Consider the following 15,657-nt stretch of genomic DNA (forward strand, 5'->3'; position numbering starts at 1 on the left):
TGTCGGTTCGCCCGCGCCTCAGGGCCGCAGCAGCGCGGCCGCCGCACGCGGCGCCGAGGGCAGGTAGAAATGGATGTAGCTGGCGGTCAGCCGGCCCCGGCGGTAGACCGCCTCGGCGGTGCGCCGGTAGTTGGGGCATTCGCCGTGGGCGACGGGCGTGAGCGCGCAGGCCAGGGTGGAATGGTGGTAGCTGTGCCCGCGCAGGCGCCCACCGTCCAGCTCGACCTCCTGCATCGCCAGGGCGGCCAGCTTCGGCTGCATCCACGCCTCGCCGGGCAGCAGGCCGAGCAGCGCTTCGCGCCGACCGTCCAGATCGGTCAGGGCATCGAGCAGGTAGAGCATACCGCCGCACTCGGCGAGGATCGGCTTGCCGGCGCCATAGTGGGCGCGGATCGCCTCGCGCATCCCTCGGTTGCCGGCCAGTCGGTCCAGATGCAGCTCGGGATAGCCGCCCGGCAGGTAAAGGCTGTCGACCGCCGGCAGACAGGCATCGTCGAGGGGCGAGAAGAACGCCAGCTCGGCGCCGAGCCGCTGCAGCAGGTCCAGATTGGCCTGGTAGAGAAAGGCGAAGGCGGCGTCCCGCGCCACGCCGATGCGCACCCCGGCCAGCAGCGGCTCGGGCGCCTGCTGTGCGGGCGCGACGAAGGCCATGGGCGGCGGCAAGTCGGTGCCGGCGCTGGCGGCCAGGGCCTCGGCGGCGGCGTCCAGGCGGGCGTCGAGATCGGCCAGCTCTTCGGCCTGGACCAGCCCCAGGTGGCGGCTCGGCAGCTCGATTTCGGCGCTGCGCGGCAGCGCGCCGTACCAGGGCAGGTGCGCCGGCAGGCTGTCGCGGAGGATATCGCCGTGGCGGGCGCTGCCAACCCGGTTGGCCAGCACCCCGGCGAACGGCAGGTCGGCCTGGAAGCTGGCCAGGCCGTGGGCGATGGCGGCGAAGGTCTGCGCCATGGCCGCGGCGTCGACTACCGCCAGCACCGGCACGCCGAAGCGCCGCGCCAGGTCGGCGGCGGACGGCGCGCCGTCGAACAGGCCCATCACCCCCTCGACCAGGATCAGGTCGGCCTCCCCTGCCGCCTCCCAGAGCAGGCGCCGCGACTCGGCCTCGCCGACCATCCACAGGTCGAGCTGGTACACCGGCGCGCTGCAGGCGCGGGCGAGGATCATCGGGTCGAGAAAGTCCGGCCCGCACTTGAACACCCGCACGCGCCGGCCCCGTCTGACGTGATGGCGGGCCAGCGCGGCGGTGACGGTGGTCTTGCCCTGCCCGGAAGCCGGGGCGGCGATCAGCAGGGCCGGGCAGTGGCGCTCGCTCATCGGAGCCTCCAGGCACACAAGGATAGGTGCGCATGGATGGGCGACCGAATTGCTTCGAGTGGCCCGGTTATCGCGAATGAATTCACTCCTACAACGCCGACGCGGGGAAGCTGCGAGCGTAGGGTGGAAAACCGCGCAGCGTTTTCCACCACCGCGCCAGCGGTGAGTAACGCTGCGCGGTTACCCACCCTACAAGAGCCACGTACATCCATTCGCCGCATCAGAACTCGATCCCCTTCTGCGCCTTCACGCCGGCCTGGAAGGCGTGCTTGACCAGGCCCATCTCGGTCACGGTGTCCGCTGCCTCGATCAGCCCGGGCGGGGCGCCCCGGCCGGTCACCACCACATGCTGGTGCAGCGGCCGCGCCTGGATGTCGGCGAGCAGCGGCTCCAGCTCCAGGTAGCCGTACTTCAGGGCGATGTTCAACTCGTCGAGCAGCACCAGGCCGATCGAGGGATCGCTGAGCAGCTCGCGGGCCAGCACCCAGGCCTCGCAGGCCTTGACGATGTCGCGCTGGCGGTCCTGGGTTTCCCAGGTGAAGCCCTCGCCCATCACGTAATAGCGCACCTGATCGGGAAAGCGCCGGAAGAAGGCCTCCTCGCCGGTCGTGGCGGCGCCCTTGATGAACTGCACCACGCCGACCCGCATGCCGTGGCCCAGCGCGCGGGCGGCCATGCCGAAGGCGGCGCTGCTCTTGCCCTTGCCATTGCCGGTGTGCACCAGCAGCAGGCCGTGCTCGTCCGTGGCCTGGGCGATCCTGTCGTCGACCACCGCCTTCTTGCGCTGCATGCGCGTCTTGTGGCGGGCGGCCCGTTCCGGCGATTCGCTCATCAGCGGCGCTCCGGCGCCCGCAGCGACTTCAGGCGGGCATCGAAGCCCGCGTAAAGCACTGCCGCGAGGCCCACGTAGAGGGCCAGGTTGCCCAGGTAACGCGGGTAGTAGGTCAGCACGCGCTGCACGAAGTCGGCGAATACCGGCTCCGGATAGCGGCCGGAGAAGAAGTAGAAGCCGCCGCCGGAGAACAGGTAGCAGACGAAGGCGCTGAAGACCACCGCCAGGCCGAGCACGGCCAGGCTATCCAGCCTGTCCAGACTGTCGCGCTGCAGCGCGGCGAAGAACCGCCCGCCCAGCCACAGCGAGCCATAGGCCGGGATCAGCAGCCAGTAGGCCGGCGACATGCACCAGTCGCTCACGCCCATCCAGCCGATGGCGACGAAGTCGAGCAGCGAGGCTTCGAGGAACAGCGCCGGAAACACCCAGCGTGGGCGCAGCAGGACGCCGGCGAGAAAGAACACCGCCCAGGAGGCGCTCGGCAGGTTGAGGGTGGCGAAGTGCTGGCCACGGGTCATGGCCATCAGCAGGGCCAGCGCCACGCCGACGGCCAGCTGGCTACGGGGGGACAGGTTGAGCATGCGCATTCTCCTTGTGGATGGTTCCGACCCGCCGGCCGGCGGCGCTCTACAACGCCTGATAGCGGACGGTAAGGTACACCGCCTGCCCCGGCTGGTTGTAGCCCAGGGCGGTTTCATAATCGGCGTTCAGCAGGTTGGCGACGCGCGCCTGCAGACGCCACTCGGGGGTGAGGCGGTATTCGCCGCGCAGGTCCAAAGTGGCGTAGCCGGACAGCTCGTTGTCGTTGGCCACGTCGTCGTAGCGCCGGCCCTCGGCATGCAGCGTGGCACCGACGGCGAAATCGCCGAGGCGCCGATCCAGCTCCAGGTTGAACATCTGCGAGGCGCGACGCGGCAGCTCGTTGCCGTCGTTGGCGCCCGAGCCGCTGTTCTCCGGCTCCAGCAGACTGTAGTTGGCGCTCCAGTCCCAGCCAAACGAGCGGCTGCCAACCTCCAGCTCGAGGCCGCGGATGCGCGCCTCGTCGATGTTCGCCGGCCCTTCGATGGAAGAATCGTAGACGATCAGGTCGTCCACCTTGGTGCGGTAGGCGTTCAGCGACCAGTGGCCCCAGCCGTGCACGCCGGACAGACCAACCTCGAAGCTGTGAGAGGTTTCCTCCTCGAGGTCGGCGATGCCGTAGAAGGGATAGTACAGCTCGTTGAAGGTCGGCGCCTTGAAAGCGCTGCCGTAGCTGAGGGTGACGCGCAGGGCGTCGCTCAGGGCGTAGCCGTAGGCGATGTTGCCGGTCTCGTGCTGGCCGAACTGCTCGTTGTTGTCGCGGCGCAGGGAGACTTGCCAGTCGTGGCGGCCGTATTCGCCAAGGTACTGGATGAAGGCGCCGTTGTTTTCCCGGGAGTCCTCGTCGTAGTCGGTGGTGCCGTTGACCTCCTCGCGCTGGTAGTCGACGCCCAGGGTGAGGATGTGGCCTTCGGCCAGGGTCAGGTCGTTCTGCCAGCTGGCGCTGTCGCGGCGGCTGTCGAAGCGCGAGTAGAAGCCGCCGTCCTGGTAGGTGTCGGACTTGTCCTCGTTTCGTCCGGCCTGCAGGCTGACCTGCCAGAACGCCAGCGGGCTGAAGCGGGCGCGGCCGCTGACCACGCTCTGCTCGCCGTCGGCATTGGCGGAGAAACCGGCGGTGCCACGGCGGTTCACCTGGTCGTAGTCGTTGTGCGACTTGGCGCGCAGAAAGGTGCCCTCCAGCTCCAGGCCGTTGTCGAAGCGCCAGCCGGCGCGCAGCGCGGCGGAGTGGTTGCGGTAGCCGTCGGCGTCGTTCTCGTAGCCGCTGGTCCCGGGGCTCTTCGCGCTGATGCCATCGGTGTCCTCGCTGCTCAGGGCGAGACTGTACCAGCCGTGCGCGTTGCCGCCGGAAACCCCGCCGCTACCGGTGTAGGTGTCGTGGGTACCGTAGCCGGCGGAGAAGAAGGGTTTGGGCGCGCCATCGCCCCCCTTGCGGGTGAAGATCTGGATCACCCCGCCGATGGCCTCCGAGCCGTACAGGCTGGAGCGCGGTCCGCGCACCACCTCGATGCGCTCGATCATCTCCACCGGCAAATCCTGCCAGGCGGCGGTGCCGGTGGTCACCGAGCCGACGCGCACGCCGTCGATCAGCACCAGCACATGGTCGGACTCGGTGCCACGCAGGTAAACGGAGGTGTTCTTGCCCGGCCCGCCGTTGTTGGCGATGGACACCCCCGGCACCCGCTTGAGCAGCTCCGGCACCGACTGCGCCTGGCTGCGCTCGATGTCGTCGCGCTCGATCAGGCTCACCGCGGCGAGGCTGTCGCGCAGGGTCTGGGCGTTGCGTGCGACGGTCACCACCGTCGCGTCGAGGGCGAGGGAGTCGTCGGCCGCCTGGGCCGGGGAAAGGGAAAAGAGGCACAGCAGCGCGAACGCCGCCGGCCCGAAACTGGGCTTGCGAATCAAGATGGGTTCTCCGCCGCGCCACCCGCACGGCCTGAAGGCTGCGAAAGCAGGCGGAGAACTCGAACAGACAGCGAACCGGGAAGGCCCGCCAGCCCGCAGCGCCCTCCACGCCGCCATGGATCGCGACAGGCCGGTCTCCGGGCTCACGAGCGAAGTGCGGCGTGATGCTGCAGCTTCCGAAACCACGCCTTCCCATGCCCATGCGGGACACAGTGGCCTTACGGCGGTTTCGCGACTCGTCTACCGTTGCGGGGGCAGCGCCGGCCTTGTGCCGCGGATCATCGCGGAACGCACCGGCTTCCCTGTTTCACCCTTCGTGCGAAGGGCACCTGAAGCGAGGCGCGCAGGGTAGTGGAAACGCCGGCCGGGCACAATGAGACGAATTGCCCGGCGTCATGAGATCCACTCATGATGCCGGTGCAGGCGCTCAGCCCCCCAGAGCGGCCAGCAGCGACGGCAGGATGCTGCCGGCCGGGCCGTGCAGGCAGAGGTCGGCGTGCCGGCTGAGCGGGGTCGGCTGCGGGTTGATCTCGACCACGAAGGCGCCGCGGCGCTTGGCCAGAAACGGCAGATCCGCGGCCGAAGTCGGAATGCCACCCTCGGCGGCCACCCCGGCGCCGGTGAAGATCGCCAACCGGCTGCAGTTGCGCAGGCGGCGAGCGAGATCAGGGATGGTGTCGTGCATGTAGAAGCTCCTGGAGTGGAAGGGGTGGCGGGTGACTGTGCCTTCGCGGGCCAGCCTGGGAATCGTCGTGAAGCCCGGCCATCTCGACAGCCATCGGGCCCTTGGCATAGGGTGCCTTCCTACACCCACAACCTGGAACCGGTACAGGAATGAAAACCGTCATCGCCATCCGCCACGTCGCCTTCGAGGATCTCGGCGTCTTCGCACCCGTGCTCGAGGAGGCCGGCTATCACATCCGTTATGTCGACCCCGGGATCATGTCCACCAGTGAACTGGCCGCGCTGGATGTCGAGTCACCCGAGCTGCTGGTGGTCCTCGGCGCGCCCATCGGTGCCTACGACGAGGCCACCTACCCCTTCCTGCTGGCGGAGCTGGAGCTGCTTGCCAGGCGACTGCGCTGCGGCAAGCCCCTGCTCGGCATCTGCCTGGGCGCCCAGTTGATCGCCCGCGCCCTGGGGGCCAAGGTCGCGCCGATGGGCGTCAAGGAAATCGGCTTCGCCAGCCTCCGGCTGACGGCGGAGGGCACCGCGAGCTGTATCGGCCATCTGGGCGACAACGGCACCGTGCTGCACTGGCATGGCGACATGTTCGAACTGCCGCCGGGCGCCACCCGCCTCGCCCGAACCGACATCTGCCCGAACCAGGCGTTCATGCTCGGCAATACCGTACTGGGCCTGCAGTTTCATCTTGAAGCCGATCCCGCCCGGATCGAACAGTGGCTGATCGGCCATGCGGCAGAACTCTCTGCCGCCAAGGTGGATCCGGTGGAGATCCGCCGACAGGCAAAGGACGCGGGGGAAGAGCTGCGCCGCTGCGGGCAGCAGGTGCTGCGCGACTGGCTCGCCGGGCTGGCCTAACGGCCTGCTCTGTTAATCCGATCGGTCAGGGCTGACGCGCCACGGGCACGGCGCGAAGCACGCGCCTGGCCCCCAGATAGCGGCTGTGCCAGTAGCCATCGGCCAGCCTGTCCAGGCGCACCGTACCTCCACGGGAAGGCGCATGCACGAAACGCCCCTCGCCCACATAGATGCCGGCATGGCTGGCCCGGCGGCCGCCGTCGGTGGCGAAGAACACCAGGTCGCCGCTGTGCAAGGCCTCGGGACGCACGCTGGGCGCGCCCATGGCGATCATCTTGCGGGTCGAGCGCGGCAGGCGGATGCCCGCCGCCTCGCGGTAGACATAGCCGATCAACCCGCTGCAGTCGAAACCGGAATCCGGGGTGTTGCCGCCCCAGCGATAGGGCGTGCCGACCAGTCCAAGGGCACGGACCAGCACGTCCTCCGCCGCCGGCGAAGGGCGGCCGCCGTCGGGCGGGGTATCGGGCGTGGGAGAACGAGAGGAACAGGCCGCGAGCAGCGCGGCGACAAGGACCAGGGCTAGGCGGGCCTGAGCGGGCATGGGCGACAGTCCGGTTGTCGGATCGACCTTACTCTGCCGGCACGAGGCACCTCGCGCAAGCAGCCGCGCCTGGCCCCAATGAAAAGGCCCGATCACGTTGCCGGAATCGGGCCTTGTCGAAGCCGAAAGACAGTTACTCAATCGTTGTGGGATGCCAGCACCAGGGAACGCTTGGCCGATGTAGATTGCTCCGGCTGCACGTCGTTGTGGAGCGCCAGCACCAAGGCACGCTTGGCCTGCAGGTAGCTGGCACTCCAGTAGCCATCGTTCAGGCTGTCCACCCGCACGCCACCGCTGCGGCGGCTGGCCGAATGGAGGAAACGGCCGTTGCCGATGTAGACACCAACATGGTTGACCCGACCGCGGCCGCGGTTGTTGAAGAAGATCAGGTCGCCGGGGGCCAGCTCACTGCGGGCCACGCGGGGGGCATCGAGGGAGATCATCTCGCGGGTCGAACGCGGCAGCTTGATGCCCGCCTCTTCGCGGAACAGGTAGCCGATGAAGCCGCTGCAGTCGAAGCCGGTGGCCTCCGAGCTGCCACCGTAGCGGTAGGGCGTGCCGAGCAGACCGAAACCGCGCACCAGGATGTCGTCGGCCAGGGCCGGGAGACGGTAGCCGTCGTTCGGCGCCGCCAGATCCTCGTGGCTGGGCTCCTGGATCAGGAATACTCGCTGCGGGACGGACATATCCTGCTGCGGTGCCTGCCCTGCACAGCCGGTCAGGAAGATGGCGAGGGCCAGGGGCACGAGGGTGGCGAGACGACTCAGCATGGGCAAAAGCTTATCTAAAGGTCTAATGGCGGGCGAATATGCCTGTGATGAGAGTGAGTTACAAATCCCCCTTGTGCGAATTGTGACAAAAGAGGCGTTTCCAGGCGCTCGCCGCGCAGGCAATGTCGCATTCCAGACATTGCCAGGCGGCACTCGAAAACCCCATGGAACCCAGGGTTTCCGGGGGATCCAGCATGGCTCCGGATCCCTACGGAGTCTTCGCAGGGGCATTGTGGTGCGGCCGGCGTGGGCTTTTCCTGCGACAACGAGTCGCAAACCTTCTTGCGATCACGACCGCGTTTTCGCCGTCGCCCCGACCTGCCTCCGTGTATCCGGCCAGGCGGAGGCGGCGATGGGAACGGCGCAGTCAGCCGCGGGAAAGGCGGCCCACCAGAGCCGGCAGAACCTGCGATGCCCGCCCAGGCAGATGGATATCCACGATGTCGCTGAGATCGGTCCGTTGCGGATTGATTTCCGCGGTGAAGCCGCCGGTCTGCCAGGTGCACAGGACCGGCTCGACGATATAGGGAAAGCTCGCCGTGGTGCCCACCGCCAGCACCGCATCGAAGCCTCGGGCGAGCTGTTCGGCGAGGGTCTGGCAGGCGCCCTCGGGGAGCATTTCCTCGAACAGCACCACCGGCGGGCGGAGCACCCCGCCGCACTGCGCACAGCGCGGCGGCAGCGGCCGCTCCAGGTGTTCGGCCAAGGCCTCGCTGCGCGTCCCGCAGGCTTGGCAATACAGCGGCGCCAGCTCGCCGTGAATCTCGATCAGCCGCTCCGGCGGCGAGCCGGCCGCGCGGTGATAGCCGTCGATGTTCTGAGTCAGCACCCAGCAGCCGGGCTTGCGCCGCTGCAGCTCGGCGATGGCCTCGTGGCCGGCGTTGGGCCGGGCCGCCAGGCAGGCCCGGCCCAGCTCGGCGAGGTACCTCCAGCACAGCGCCGGGTTGTGCCGCAGCATACTGGCGGACAGCGCCGCCTCGATCGGCAGGCCTTCCGCCGTGCTGCCGTTGTAGAGGCCGCCGAGGCCGCGATAGGTGGGCAGGCCGGAGTCGGCGGAAAGCCCGGCCCCGCTGATGATCAGGATGCGCTCGGCCCGCCGCAGCGCCTCGGCGATCCGCTCGATGGTATCGTCCATACAGCCTCCTTCAGGCGGAACACAATCCCTGTCCGCCCTTGCCAAACAATGCCCGACTCAGTGAAGCCCAGGGCCGCCGGATGGAAAAGACCTTCGGTCGCATTCCCCGCCAGCCGGCGCGGCGGCGCACCGTCAATGATTCACTGTGTGGGCGAGCATCACCGACAGCTGGGACAGCGGCCGGCCGCTTTCGGCCTGCCAGCGGTTGAAGGCGGCCTGCACCGCGGCCAGGTCCTTCTGGCTGCCAGGCGCCTTGTCGACGATGCCCTGGGCCTTGAGCGCGGCAACCACGTCGTCGGTGGGGATGAAGGTGTCCTTGCCGACCATGCGCAGCAGGCGCGGCGCCGACAGCCCGCCGAGCTGGTTGCCGTGCCTGGCCAGGTATTTCCACAGGCCGACGATGTCGCCGACCGGCCAATCGGCGATCAGTGCGCCAAAGCTGCCCTTCTCCTCCGCCACCTCCAGCACGAAGCGGGCATTGCGCGGCACGCTCTCAAGCTTGGCCAGATGACGGATCAGCCGCGCATCCTGCATCAGCCGCTCCAGATGCTCAGCGCCCATCAACACCACCTTGTGTGGATCGAAGCCGAAGAACGCCTCTTCGAACGCCGGCCACCTGGCGTCCACCAGGCTGTGCTTGAGGCCGGCACGGAAGATCCGCAGGCTGATCAGCGACAAATAGCGGTCGTCCGGGATGGCGCGCAGTTCCTCGGCGCTCTTCGGCTGCGGCAGCTGCGCCTCCAGCGCGGCGGCCGAGCCGAAGCGGTTCAGGCAATATTGGTGCAACCATCGGTAGTCGCGCATGGGCAGTCCTTGGCAGTTTTCGCAGAGCGGATCAGAGGCTCATTACATCGACGAAGCGCGGCGTGGCGTTTTCGTCGATACGCAGACCGACGAAGTCGAACAGCTTGCGGTCGGCCAGCTGCGAGGGATGCACGTTCTGCAGGGCGCGGAACATGATCTCGGTGCGCCCCGGCGACTGGCGCTCCCACTCGCGCAGCATCTCCTTGACCACCTGGCGCTGCAGGTTCTCCTGGGAGCCACAGAGGTTGCAGGGGATGATCGGGAACTCCTTCAGCCGCGCGTAGGCCTCGATGTCCGTCTCACTGCAGTAGGCCAGCGGGCGGATCACCACGTTGCGGCCGTCGTCGGAGAGCAGCTTGGGCGGCATGGCCTTCAAGGTGCCACCGTAGAACAGGTTGAGGAAGAAAGTCTCGAGGATGTCGTCGCGATGATGCCCCAGGGCCATCTTGGTCGCACCGATCTGGTCGGCGAAGGTGTAGAGGGTGCCGCGGCGCAGGCGCGAGCACAGCGAGCAGGTGGTCTTGCCCTCGGGGATCTTCTCCTTGACCACCGAGTAGGTGTCCTTCTCGATGATGTGGTAGTCGACGCCGATGGACTGCAGGTATGCGGGCAACACGCCCTCGGGAAAGCCCGGCTGCTTCTGGTCCATGTTCACCGCGACGATCTCGAAGCGGATCGGCGCCACCTTCTGCAGGTAGAGCAGCACGTCGAGCATGGTGTAGCTGTCCTTGCCGCCGGACAGGCAGACCATCACCTTGTCGCCCTCCTCGATCATGTTGAAGTCGGTGACCGCTTCGCCGGCCAGGCGGCGCAGGCGCTTCTGCAGCTTGTTCTGATTGACCGAAAGGGTGCCCATGATGCTCTGTGAATCCGCGAAGTACGAAAGGCCGGCATTTTACGCGCAAAGGGCGTTGAGCCCCAGCCCGCCACCTTCGCCCCCTGCGGCGCAAGGCGTTCCCGGCCCACTGTCGGCGGACTGTAATACTATCGCGTTATCACCTTTTCCACAGAAAGAGCAGATTACTCTAAAACCACGCTCTGCGCGGCTTTCAGGCGACTTCTATACTCTGGCTGCAAGGTCGCGAGGCCGGGTCGGAACCTGCCGCATGCGCGAGGGGCAGTCTGGAGCGGCCCTTAAAATAAAAAGGAGAGCTGGCATGATCAACCACGTCTGGGGGCTGTTCGCCCATCCCGATAAGGAATGGCAGGAAATCCGTGGCGAAGAGGAAAGCATCAGCCACCTGTATCTCACCCATATCCTGTTCCTGGCGGCAATTCCTGCCGTCTCGGCCTTCATCGGCACAACCCAGATCGGCTGGAGCGTGGCCGGCGGCGAGCCGGTCAGGCTGACTGCGGCCAGCGCGCTGCAGATGAGCATCATGACCTACCTGGCGATGCTCACCGGGGTGGCGGTGATGGGCGGCTTCATCCACTGGATGGCGCGCACCTACGATGCCAGCCCGAGCCTGACGCAATGCATCGTGTTCGCCGCCTATAACGCGACCCCCCTGTTCGTCGGCGGACTGGCGGCGGTCTACCCCAACCTGTGGCTGGCCATGATGGTCGGCACCCTGGCCGTCTGCTACACGACCTACCTGCTCTACGTCGGGTTGCCGACCTTCATGAACATCCCCCGCGAGGAGGGTTTCCTGTTCTCCAGCTCGGTGCTCGCCGTCGGCCTGGTGGTGCTGGTGGCGATGATCGGGGTCTCGGTGATCTTCTGGGGACTCGGCGCAGGTCCAATGTATATCAGTTGACCGCACAGTCCTTCATCCGCAACCGCGAGGCCGCCTTCTTAAAGGCTGCCTCGGCGTCTCTGCGTCGGGAATCGTTCGGCCAAAGAGGCGAACCCTCCGCCGAACAGGCGTCTAAATCAGATCGGTGCTGTTTTCCCAGACGATGGGGGCTCACATGACCCTGCACGCCCGTCAACTGATCAGCCACCCAGAGCAGATCTGGCGGGAGATTTGCCAGGAAGAAGACCACAACGGCCTGCACTACCTGCCCCACCTGCTGTTGCTCAGCCTGATCCCAGCAGTATCCCTGTTCATCGGCACCACCTTCGTCGGCCGAGGAGCCTGGTCGACGCGAAGCCTTCTCTACGCCACCTCGATATGGGGCGTGGGCCTGCTGATGCTGCTGACGATCCTGCTGTTCTGGCAGTACTTGCTGCAGCCAAACCATGAGCGCACCGGCATTGAGCGGAGCTATCCCACCCGCAGCGAACGCCCGGTGGAAGCCTCGGCGGGACGGGACTGACAGACGGCGAGCTGGAGAAAACATCCCTGACCGTCGCTTGGCTTTCGGCATAATGGCGCATACAGGAGGTACGCCCCATGCCCGAATCCATCCTTGCCCGCGTCGACGCCTGCTTCCGCCAGGCCGAAGCCTTCTTCGAGCACAGTTTCGCGCGCCCGCAGGTCAGTTTGCAGCTGCGTGGACAGAAGGCGGGAATAGCATATCCGCGGGAAAACCTGTTGCGCTTCAACGCCCAGCTGTACCAGGAGAACCGTGAGGACTTCCTGAGGCAGACGGTGGCCCACGAAGTGGCGCACCTGATCGCCTATCAGCGGTTCGGGGCGGAAATCCGGCCCCATGGGGGAGAGTGGCAGCGGATCATGCAGGAGGTCTACGAACTGCCGGCGAAGCGCTGCCACGACTATGCCGTGCAGCGCCGCCGCGCGATCCACTACCTGTACCGCTGCCTGTGCCCGGCCGGTGAGTTTCCGTTCACCGCGCAGCGCCATTCGCTGGTGCTGCGCGGTCGCCGCTACCTGTGTCGGCGTTGCCGGGCAGTGCTGGAGTTCAGCGGCGAGCAGCGTCTTCTGTGACCAGAACGGCCGGCTCGGCCGGCGCTTCAGCGGTAGCCGCCACGCCCTGACTGCTCAGTTCGCGCTGCATCTGCTCGCTGTCCAGTTGGCCGACCCACTTGGCCACCACCACGCTGGCCACACCGTTGCCGATCAGGTTGGTCAGGGCACGGGCTTCGGACATGAAGCGGTCGATGCCGAGGATCAGCGCCAGACCGGCCACCGGCACATGGCCGACCGCCGACAGGGTCGCGGCCAGCACGATGAAGCCGCTGCCGGTGACGCCCGCCGCGCCCTTGGAGGCGACCAGCAGCACCGCCAGCAGGGTGAGCTGCTGGGTCAGGTCCATCGGTGTATCGGTGGCCTGGGCGATGAACACCGCGGCCATGGTCAGGTAGATCGAGGTGCCGTCGAGGTTGAAAGAGTAGCCGGTCGGAATCACCAGGCCGACCACTGACTTATGGCAGCCGAGCTTCTCCATCTTTTTCAGCATGCGCGGCAGCACCGACTCGGAGGACGAGGTGCCGAGCACGATCAGCAGCTCCTCGCGGATGTAGCGGATGAAGCGCAGGATGTTGAAACCGTTGGCGCGGGCGATACCACCGAGCACCACCAGGACGAAGAACACGCAGGTGATGTAGAAGCACAGCATCAGCTGGCCCAGCTGCACCAGCGAACCGACGCCGTACTTGCCGATGGTGAAGGCCATGGCGCCGAAGGCACCGATGGGCGCGACCTTCATGATCATGTTGATGATGCCGAACATCACGTGGGCGATGCGGTCGATGAACTCCAGCACCGGCCGGCCATAGTCGCCCAGGCGCTGCAGGGCGAAGGCGAAGATCACCGAGAAGAACAGTACCTGGAGAATGTCACCGTTGGCGAAGGCGCCGACCACGGTGCCGGGGATCACGTTGAGCAGGAAGCCCACGGTGCTCTGGCCCTCGCCGGCCGTGGCATAAGCCGCGATGCTGCTGGCATCCAGGGTCGAGACATCGACATGCATGCCGGCCCCCGGCTGCGCCAGGTTGATCACCACCAGGCCGATCACCAAGGCCACGGTGGAGACGATCTCGAAGTACAGCAGCGCGATGCCGCCGGTCTTGCCGACCGCCTTCATGTCCTGCATGCCGGCGATGCCGCTGACCACGGTACAAAAGATGATGGGGGCGATGGCCATCTTGATCAGCTTGACGAAGCCGTCACCCAGCGGCTTCATCGCCTCTCCGGTTTCCGGATATAAATGCCCCAGCGCGATGCCGACGGCGATGGCCACCAGCACCTGAACGTACAGACTCTTGTAGAGGGGTTGTTTTTCATTGGACATTTGCAAGGTCCTCACAAGCGACATCTGACCTCCTTCCTGGATGTAGACGCCACCAGACTGGGTACCTCCCTCCTCCGGGGAGATTCTTGTAATCCCCGCGGGCGGGGGGTTATCCAGTTTGTAAGGCAATGCATATGCCAGTCCGCACAAAATGCAGTTATATACTTTTAAATCAATAAGTTAAAAAACAGGCAGGCGTCTGTAAGACGCCCGCAAAGGCGAATAACCGCCGGCCCGGAGGCGAGATTTCGCCAGATGCCGGCCAGGCCTGGAGCAACCATCGCCATGAGCAACGAAAAGGAAGAAATCGGCATGCGTCACTACCTGCCCGGCCTGCTTCTGCTGGCCTTCAGCACTGCCAGTCTGGCGGAGATCCAGACCCGCGAGCTGACCTACCGGAGCGCCGACGGCACGCCCCTGGTGGGCTACTACGCCTACGACGACGCCATCGAAGGCCGGCGTCCCGGCATCATGGTCGTGCACGAATGGTGGGGACTGAACGACTACGCCAAGCGCCGCGCCCGCGACCTCGCCGGCCTCGGCTACAGCGCCCTGGCCATCGACATGTACGGCCAGGGCAAGAACACCCGGCACCCGGCCGACGCCAAGGCCTTCATGCAGGCTGCCACGGCCAATGCCGAGAACGCCAAGGCACGCTTCCTCGCCGGTCTAGAGCTGTTCAAGGCCCAGCCGCAGACCGACAGCCAGCGGCTCGCCGCGATCGGTTACTGCTTCGGAGGCCGGGTGGTGCTGGACATGGCCCGCCAGGGCGTGCCGCTGGCCGGCGTGGTCAGCTTCCATGGCAGCCTCGCCACCACGACACCGGCTACCCCCGGCAGCGTCAAGGCCCATGTGCTGGTCGCCCATGGCGAGGCCGACAGCTTCGTCAGCGATCAGGATATCGCCAAATTCAAACGGGAGATGGAGCAGGCCGGCGCCGACTACCAGTTCAACCGCTACCCCGGCGCCAAACACAGCTTCACCAACCCCGACGCCGATGCCCACGCCGGTCACGGCCTCGACCTCGGCTACCAGAAGGAAGCCGACGAACGCTCCTGGGCCGACATGCAAGCCCTCCTCAAGCAGCTGTTCAAGTGACCCCCCCGGCGCCTGTGGGAACGGCCTTGACCGCGACGATGCCAGTGGTGGAAAACGCTGCGCGGTTTTCAACAAAACGAAAAAATCATTAAAAATCAATATGTTGAATATTTTCAGGAGCCAGCCTGCTGGCGATCAAGGCTCCATGAAAGCATCGCCGGCAAGAGCTCGGGCGTCCCCTTGGCGCCTACGCGAGGTGAGGCCGGCCCTCTACCCGCACAGTGCCGTCCACGGCACAATACCCCGATGCCCATCTTCAGTCCCCTACCCCCCTGCCTGAGCGAAACGAGCGAGCGCTGGCCGCTGCCTTTGGCACTGTCCGGCACCGTACTGCACAGCGCCCGCTTCGACCCGAGCCTGCTGCGAGCCGCCGACTTCGCCGCCTGCGGCATCGCCCCGGTACGCGGCGTGGCCAAGCGCCAGGCGGAATACCTGGCCGGACGCCTCTGCGCGCGCGCCGCACTGCAGCGGCTGACCGGCATCCCTGGCGTACCGGCGGTCGGCGAGGACCACGCGCCCCAGTGGCCCGCCGGGGTGGTTGGCTCGATCACCCACGGCGCCGGCTGGGCCGCCGCCCTCGTCGGCCATGCCGGCACCTGGCGCGGACTGGGGCTGGATACGGAAACCCTGCTCCCGGCCGAACGCGCCCGGCGCCTGGCCGAACAGATCCTCACCCCCGCCGAACGGCGCCGCCTGCCCGGCTGCACACATGAGGAGCAGGCCTGGCTGACCAGCCTGACCTTCTCCCTCAAGGAAAGCCTGTTCAAGGCGCTCTATCCGCTGGTCCGCCGGCGCTTCTACTTCGAGCACGCCGAACTGCTCGACTGGAATTCCGCCGGAGAGGCCCGCCTGCGCCTGCTCACCGACCTCGGCCCGGAGTGGCCGACCGGCAGCCTTCTGGAGGGCCAGTTCGTCCGTGAAGGCGAACGCCTGCTCACCTTGGTCGCCATTCCTGTCGAATCCTTCCGCTGAGAAATCCGTGCAGAGTTCCCCGCGGGAGGGTGGT

The 15,657-nt window shown here is 66.8% G+C and carries 17 protein-coding genes and 1 riboswitch; of the genes, 6 read left to right on the forward strand and 11 right to left on the reverse strand.

Features of this window, described 5'->3' with window-relative positions:
• Window positions 1-18: 18 nt before the first annotated feature.
• From ACYVD0_RS12675 to ACYVD0_RS12695, 5 genes are all read right to left on the reverse strand, one after another.
• Window positions 19-1,311 (reverse strand): hydrogenobyrinic/cobyrinic acid a,c-diamide synthase, encoded by a 1,293-nt coding sequence (locus ACYVD0_RS12675; RefSeq protein ID WP_460427134.1) that lies wholly within the window; start codon window positions 1,309-1,311, stop codon window positions 19-21.
• A 220-nt stretch (window positions 1,312-1,531) separates the two neighbouring features.
• A complete protein-coding gene (cobO, locus tag ACYVD0_RS12680) occupies window positions 1,532-2,143 on the reverse strand; it encodes a cob(I)yrinic acid a,c-diamide adenosyltransferase (protein WP_460427135.1) in 612 nt (203 codons plus the stop codon).
• Entirely contained in the window at window positions 2,143-2,724 is a 582-nt protein-coding gene (locus tag ACYVD0_RS12685; protein WP_460427136.1) for a hypothetical protein, read from the reverse strand. The genes cobO and ACYVD0_RS12685 overlap by 1 nt, the downstream gene beginning before the upstream one ends.
• A gap of 46 nt (window positions 2,725-2,770) precedes the next feature.
• Entirely contained in the window at window positions 2,771-4,624 is a 1,854-nt protein-coding gene (gene btuB / locus ACYVD0_RS12690; protein WP_460427137.1) for a TonB-dependent receptor family protein, read from the reverse strand.
• Between the two features lie 111 nt (window positions 4,625-4,735).
• Window positions 4,736-4,972, reverse strand: a riboswitch (cobalamin riboswitch).
• A gap of 79 nt (window positions 4,973-5,051) precedes the next feature.
• On the reverse strand, window positions 5,052-5,417 hold the full coding sequence (locus tag ACYVD0_RS12695; protein ID WP_460427138.1) for a hypothetical protein: 366 nt from the start codon (window positions 5,415-5,417) through the stop codon (window positions 5,052-5,054).
• A gap of 41 nt (window positions 5,418-5,458) precedes the next feature.
• Between ACYVD0_RS12695 and ACYVD0_RS12700 the strand changes: the two genes are divergently transcribed.
• A complete protein-coding gene (locus ACYVD0_RS12700) occupies window positions 5,459-6,166 on the forward strand; it encodes a type 1 glutamine amidotransferase (protein WP_460427139.1) in 708 nt (235 codons plus the stop codon).
• Window positions 6,167-6,191: 25 nt separating this feature from the next.
• Here ACYVD0_RS12700 and ACYVD0_RS12705 read toward each other — a convergent pair whose 3' ends face one another.
• From ACYVD0_RS12705 to ttcA, 5 genes are all read right to left on the reverse strand, one after another.
• A complete protein-coding gene (locus ACYVD0_RS12705) occupies window positions 6,192-6,707 on the reverse strand; it encodes a C40 family peptidase (protein ID WP_460427140.1) in 516 nt (171 codons plus the stop codon).
• Window positions 6,708-6,844: 137 nt separating this feature from the next.
• A complete protein-coding gene (locus ACYVD0_RS12710; RefSeq protein ID WP_460427141.1) occupies window positions 6,845-7,477 on the reverse strand; it encodes a C40 family peptidase in 633 nt (210 codons plus the stop codon).
• Between the two features lie 367 nt (window positions 7,478-7,844).
• Complete coding sequence (locus ACYVD0_RS12715) at window positions 7,845-8,612, reverse strand: NAD-dependent deacylase (protein WP_460427142.1); 768 nt, start codon at window positions 8,610-8,612, stop codon at window positions 7,845-7,847.
• A 132-nt stretch (window positions 8,613-8,744) separates the two neighbouring features.
• A complete protein-coding gene (locus ACYVD0_RS12720; RefSeq protein ID WP_460427143.1) occupies window positions 8,745-9,416 on the reverse strand; it encodes a DNA-3-methyladenine glycosylase I in 672 nt (223 codons plus the stop codon).
• 31 nt (window positions 9,417-9,447) lie between these two features.
• Complete coding sequence (ttcA, locus tag ACYVD0_RS12725) at window positions 9,448-10,272, reverse strand: tRNA 2-thiocytidine(32) synthetase TtcA (RefSeq protein WP_460427144.1); 825 nt, start codon at window positions 10,270-10,272, stop codon at window positions 9,448-9,450.
• 301 nt (window positions 10,273-10,573) lie between these two features.
• Here ttcA and ACYVD0_RS12730 point away from each other — a divergent pair, with 301 nt between their 5' ends.
• From ACYVD0_RS12730 to ACYVD0_RS12740, 3 genes are all read left to right on the forward strand, one after another.
• Entirely contained in the window at window positions 10,574-11,173 is a 600-nt protein-coding gene (locus ACYVD0_RS12730; protein WP_460427145.1) for a Yip1 family protein, read from the forward strand.
• A gap of 154 nt (window positions 11,174-11,327) precedes the next feature.
• Window positions 11,328-11,675: a YIP1 family protein gene (locus ACYVD0_RS12735; protein WP_460427146.1), complete on the forward strand. Its 348-nt coding sequence runs from the start codon at window positions 11,328-11,330 to the stop codon at window positions 11,673-11,675.
• A 77-nt stretch (window positions 11,676-11,752) separates the two neighbouring features.
• Window positions 11,753-12,247 (forward strand): SprT family zinc-dependent metalloprotease, encoded by a 495-nt coding sequence (locus ACYVD0_RS12740; protein ID WP_460427147.1) that lies wholly within the window; start codon window positions 11,753-11,755, stop codon window positions 12,245-12,247.
• On the opposite strand, the gene ACYVD0_RS12745 is transcribed toward ACYVD0_RS12740, so the two are convergent.
• Window positions 12,222-13,553 carry a dicarboxylate/amino acid:cation symporter gene (locus ACYVD0_RS12745; protein ID WP_460427148.1) on the reverse strand — a complete coding sequence of 444 codons (1,332 nt, stop codon included), beginning with the start codon at window positions 13,551-13,553 and terminating at the stop codon, window positions 12,222-12,224. The genes ACYVD0_RS12740 and ACYVD0_RS12745 overlap by 26 nt on opposite strands.
• A 312-nt stretch (window positions 13,554-13,865) precedes the next feature.
• On the opposite strand from ACYVD0_RS12745, the gene ACYVD0_RS12750 reads away from it, so the two are divergent.
• Window positions 13,866-14,651: a dienelactone hydrolase family protein gene (locus ACYVD0_RS12750; protein ID WP_460427162.1), complete on the forward strand. Its 786-nt coding sequence runs from the start codon at window positions 13,866-13,868 to the stop codon at window positions 14,649-14,651.
• Window positions 14,652-14,897: 246 nt separating this feature from the next.
• A complete protein-coding gene (locus ACYVD0_RS12755; protein ID WP_460427149.1) occupies window positions 14,898-15,623 on the forward strand; it encodes a 4'-phosphopantetheinyl transferase family protein in 726 nt (241 codons plus the stop codon).
• Window positions 15,624-15,657 lie beyond the last annotated feature (34 nt).

It is taken from the genome of Azotobacter armeniacus, assembly GCF_054779355.1.

Coding starts and splice junctions, on each gene's coding strand:
- ACYVD0_RS12730 (WP_460427145.1), top strand. CDS start 10,574: ATGATCAACCACGTCTGGGGGCTGTTCGCCCATCCCGATAAGGAATGG.
- ACYVD0_RS12700 (WP_460427139.1), top strand. CDS start 5,459: ATGAAAACCGTCATCGCCATCCGCCACGTCGCCTTCGAGGATCTCGGC.
- ttcA (WP_460427144.1), bottom strand. CDS start 10,272: ATGGGCACCCTTTCGGTCAATCAGAACAAGCTGCAGAAGCGCCTGCGC.
- ACYVD0_RS12715 (WP_460427142.1), bottom strand. CDS start 8,612: ATGGACGATACCATCGAGCGGATCGCCGAGGCGCTGCGGCGGGCCGAG.
- ACYVD0_RS12735 (WP_460427146.1), top strand. CDS start 11,328: ATGACCCTGCACGCCCGTCAACTGATCAGCCACCCAGAGCAGATCTGG.
- ACYVD0_RS12750 (WP_460427162.1), top strand. CDS start 13,866: ATGCGTCACTACCTGCCCGGCCTGCTTCTGCTGGCCTTCAGCACTGCC.
- ACYVD0_RS12705 (WP_460427140.1), bottom strand. CDS start 6,707: ATGCCCGCTCAGGCCCGCCTAGCCCTGGTCCTTGTCGCCGCGCTGCTC.
- cobO (WP_460427135.1), bottom strand. CDS start 2,143: ATGAGCGAATCGCCGGAACGGGCCGCCCGCCACAAGACGCGCATGCAG.
- ACYVD0_RS12685 (WP_460427136.1), bottom strand. CDS start 2,724: ATGCTCAACCTGTCCCCCCGTAGCCAGCTGGCCGTCGGCGTGGCGCTG.
- ACYVD0_RS12755 (WP_460427149.1), top strand. CDS start 14,898: ATGCCCATCTTCAGTCCCCTACCCCCCTGCCTGAGCGAAACGAGCGAG.
- ACYVD0_RS12695 (WP_460427138.1), bottom strand. CDS start 5,417: ATGCCAAGGGCCCGATGGCTGTCGAGATGGCCGGGCTTCACGACGATT.
- ACYVD0_RS12745 (WP_460427148.1), bottom strand. CDS start 13,553: ATGTCCAATGAAAAACAACCCCTCTACAAGAGTCTGTACGTTCAGGTG.
- ACYVD0_RS12740 (WP_460427147.1), top strand. CDS start 11,753: ATGCCCGAATCCATCCTTGCCCGCGTCGACGCCTGCTTCCGCCAGGCC.
- ACYVD0_RS12720 (WP_460427143.1), bottom strand. CDS start 9,416: ATGCGCGACTACCGATGGTTGCACCAATATTGCCTGAACCGCTTCGGC.
- ACYVD0_RS12710 (WP_460427141.1), bottom strand. CDS start 7,477: ATGCTGAGTCGTCTCGCCACCCTCGTGCCCCTGGCCCTCGCCATCTTC.
- ACYVD0_RS12675 (WP_460427134.1), bottom strand. CDS start 1,311: ATGAGCGAGCGCCACTGCCCGGCCCTGCTGATCGCCGCCCCGGCTTCC.